This is a genomic window from Streptomyces sp. ID05-39B (genome assembly GCF_033794725.1).
GTDB classification, from domain to species: Bacteria; Actinomycetota; Actinomycetes; order Streptomycetales; family Streptomycetaceae; genus Streptomyces; species Streptomyces bobili.
On sequence record NZ_JARGEF010000423.1, the window covers coordinates 1 to 3,758 of the forward strand.

Here is a 3,758-nt window from a genome sequence, read left to right on the forward strand (position 1 = left end):
GTGTTGCAGGGGGTGTCGGGGGCGGGCTGGAGATGCTCGCGGGCGTGTACGACGCGCCCGCCCAGGACGAAGACCCGGAACTGGTGGCGCAGCCCGTCGGCGGTGAAGTTGCCCGCGTCGCGGGAGAGCATCCAGTCGGTGCCGTGTCCCGCGTAGTAGGCGGTGGCCTCTGCCAGCCGGGCGGGGGTGGTGACGTGGAAGGTGTCGTTGCCGCCGGTGCCGACGACGGGCCGCGCCCAGGTGTCGCCGCCGAGCCGCTCGAACGCCTCGGCCGCCTCCCGCGCGGTGGGGCGGGACAGGACGGCGGTCTCCATCTGGGCGATGCCGTCCCTGCGGAAGCGTTCGACGGTGAGGTTCTTCTCCGTGGCGGTCCGCCAGGCGTCGGGGCCGGTACCGAGCGTGACCACGTCAGGGTGGTCCAGCAGTTCCTGGAAGCCGGCCAGGGCACGGCGGCGGTGCGGCGGGATCTCGTACAGCACGACGATGTCGGGCACGAAGTCCAGCCCTTCCTGCGGGACTTGCAGGCGTAAGCGGCCTCCGTCGCGGACACCGCGACCGGTGGCCTTGGCGGCCCCGGTCACGCCGGTCGCGCCGGTCACGCCGGTCACGCCGGTCGCGCCGTCGTCTTCGGCGGCTCCGGACTCGAAGTGGCGGGAGTCGATGCGCACGGGCGGGGCGCCGGTGAGCAGTTCCACGGCGTCGGCGAGGTACTCGCTGCATTCCTCGGGCGACGTCGGGTCGGCGATCAGGGCGATGCACGGTCGGGACACAGCGGCCTCCAGTGGCTCTCGACGCGCGCTCGTACCGCGGGCCCGGTCGCACGGCCCGAACGGCGTCACGGTGTGTGGTGCCTGTCGCGCGGGTGGCCCTCGCAACCCGTCGCCCTGGGGAGCCGCGCCGGTGTGCGGGCCGGGCCGGGCCCGGACTGCCGCCGGGGCCGGGTCCGGCCGGTGACCACGCATGGATGGGGCTCGCCCCGTCGGGTCGTGGCTCGGGGCTGGCCGACCACTGTAAGCACCGGGCCCGGCGCCATGACAGGGCGCACGGCCGCCCGGCTCCTGACCCTGCCTCTGCGCCGTCCGCCCCGGACCGTGCGCCCTGCCCGGTGCCCGGATCAGCCGTCCCAGGCCCAGTCGGCGACCTCCGGCAGATCGGTGCCGTGCACCCGGATCCAGTCGTGGTGGCGCAGCCGGGCGTCCTCCATCCGCTGGCGTACGGCCGCGGCGCGCACGGCGAGGCCGGGGACGCGGTCGATGACGTCCATGACCAGGCGGTAGCGGTCGAGGTCGTTGCGCACGACCATGTCGAACGGCGTGGTCGTGGTGCCGATCTCCTTGTAGCCGCGCACATGCAGATGCTGGTGGCCGGTGCGGCGGTAGGCGAGGCGGTGGATCAGCCACGGATAGCCGTGGTAGGCGAAGATGACGGGCCGGTCCGCGGTGAACAGGCCGTCGTACTCGAAGTCGCTCATGCCGTGCGGGTGTTCGCCGCTCGGCATCAGGCGGGCGATGTCGACGACGTTGACGACGCGGACCGCGAGTTCGGGCAGGTGGCGGCGGAGCAACTGGGCGGCGGCCAGCACCTCCTGGGTCGGTACGTCGCCCGCGCAGGCGAGTACCACGTCCGGTTCGCGGCTGCCGTTCTCGGTGCCTGCCCAGTCCCAGACCCCGGCACCGCGGGCGCAGTGGACACGGGCCTGGTCCATGGTCAGCCAGTCGAAGCAGGGCTGCTTGCCCGCCACCACGACGTTGACGTAGTCGCGGCTGCGCAGCACGTGGTCCGCCACCGACAGCAGCGTGTTGGCGTCCGGCGGCAGGTAGACGCGTACGGCCTCGGGGCTCTTGTTGAGGATGTGGTCGACGAAGCCGGGGTCCTGGTGGGAGAAGCCGTTGTGGTCCTGGCGCCACACATGGGAGGTGAGCAGGTAGTTGAGGGAGGCGATGGGGGCGCGCCAGGGCAGCCGGCGGGTCACCCGCAGCCACTTGATGTGCTGGTTGACCATCGAGTCGACGATGTGCACGAACGCCTCGTAGCAGGAGAACAGGCCGTGCCGGCCGGTGAGCAGATAGCCCTCCAGCCAGCCCTGGCAGGTGTGTTCGGAGAGGATCTCCATCACCCGGCCGTGCCGGTCGAGGTGTTCGTCGACCTGGAGGGTCTGCGCCTGCCAGGCCTTGCCGCTGGCCCCGTACACGGCCTGGAGGCGGTTGGAGGCGGTCTCGTCGGGCCCGACCAGCCGGAAGTCGCGCCGCGCGGCGGTGGAGCGCATCACCTCCTCCAGCAACTCGCCCAGGACACGGGTGGGTTCGTGCAGGGTCGTGCCGGGTTTGTCGACGGGGACGGCGTACGACTCCAGGGCGGGCAGCGGGAGTTCACGCAGCAGCAGGCCGCCGTTGGCGTGCGGGGTGGCGCCGAGGCGCCGGGGGCCGTCGGGGATCCAGGTCAGTACGTCGTGCCGGGGGGCGCCCGACTCGTCGAAGAGTTCCTCGGGCCGGTAGGAACGCAGCCATGCCTCCAGCTGACGCAGGTGCTCGGGGTTGTCGCGGACCGCGGTGAGCGGGACCTGGTGGGAGCGCCAGGTTCCTTCGACGGGCAGGCCGTCGACCTGAGCGGGGCCGGTCCAGCCCTTCGGGGTGCGCAGCACGATCACCGGCCAGCGGGGGCGCTCACCGGCGGCCTCGTGGCGGGCGGCGTGCTGGATCGCGGCGATACGGTCCAGGGCGGTGTCCATGGCTTCGGCCATCGCGCGGTGCACTGCGGCCGGGTCGTCACCGGTGACGTGGATCGGGTCGTGGCCGTAGCCCCGCAGCAGTTCGTCGAGTTCCGGTTCGGGGATGCGGGCCAGGACCGTCGGGTTGGCGATCTTGTAGCCGTTCAGGTGGAGGATCGGCAGGACGGCACCGTCGTGGACCGGGTCGAGGAACTTGTTGGAGTGCCAGGAAGCGGCCAGCGGCCCCGTCTCTGCCTCACCGTCGCCGATCACGCAGGCGACGAGCAGGTCCGGGTTGTCGTAGGCGGCGCCGTAGGCGTGGGAGAGCGCGTAGCCGAGTTCGCCGCCCTCGTGGATGGAGCCGGGCGTCTCGGGGGCGACGTGGCTGGGGATGCCGCCGGGGAAGGAGAACTGCCTGAACAGCCGGGCCATGCCGGCCGCGTCCCGGGTGACGTCGGGGTACGTCTCGGTGTACGAGCCCTCCAGCCAGGAGTTGGCGACGACCGCGGGCCCGCCGTGGCCGGGGCCCCACACGCACAGGGCGTCCTGGTCACGGTCGCGGATGACACGGTTGAGGTGGGTGTACACGAGGTTCAGCCCTGGCGAGGTCCCCCAGTGGCCGAGCAGCCGCGGCTTGACGTGCTCCGGGCGCAGCGGCTCGGTGAGCAGGGGGTTGGCCATGAGGTAGATCTGTCCGACGGACAGGTAGTTCGCGGCGCGCCAGTGGGCGTCCAGCGTCCTCAGCTCGTCGTCGGTGAGGCGCGTGGACGCCTGCCGGGTGTCGACGGACATCTCGGGGTCCCTTCCGGATCGGTTTCGGCGGGAGGTGCGAGGGAGGTGCGGGGCTCGGTCCGTTTCCTCCCCACCCTCTCCCGCTCCCCGGGTACCCGCCAGGGCCGACCGGCCCATCCGGGGGAGCCAGGGGGGCCGGACGGGGATGAGCGCCTCATGGACGGACGCTGAAGGCCCGCCCACCGAACCGGTGAACGACCGCAGGAACCGGTGCCGGGTCCCCCCAGGCGGGCGGGGCTGTCAGCTGCTGGACGGGGGC

The 3,758-nt window shown here is 72.6% G+C and carries 2 protein-coding genes; both read right to left on the bottom strand.

From position 1 onward, the window contains the following. Positions 1–770, bottom strand: a 770-nt coding sequence (locus P1P75_RS40475; protein WP_319264758.1) for an alpha-L-glutamate ligase, incomplete at its 3' end; no start/stop codon positions are given. A 344-nt stretch (positions 771–1,114) separates the two neighbouring features. Then, positions 1,115–3,499, bottom strand: coding sequence for a phosphoketolase family protein (locus tag P1P75_RS40480; RefSeq protein WP_319264760.1), 2,385 nt, complete (start codon positions 3,497–3,499; stop codon positions 1,115–1,117). Positions 3,500–3,758: the final 259 nt, after the last annotated feature.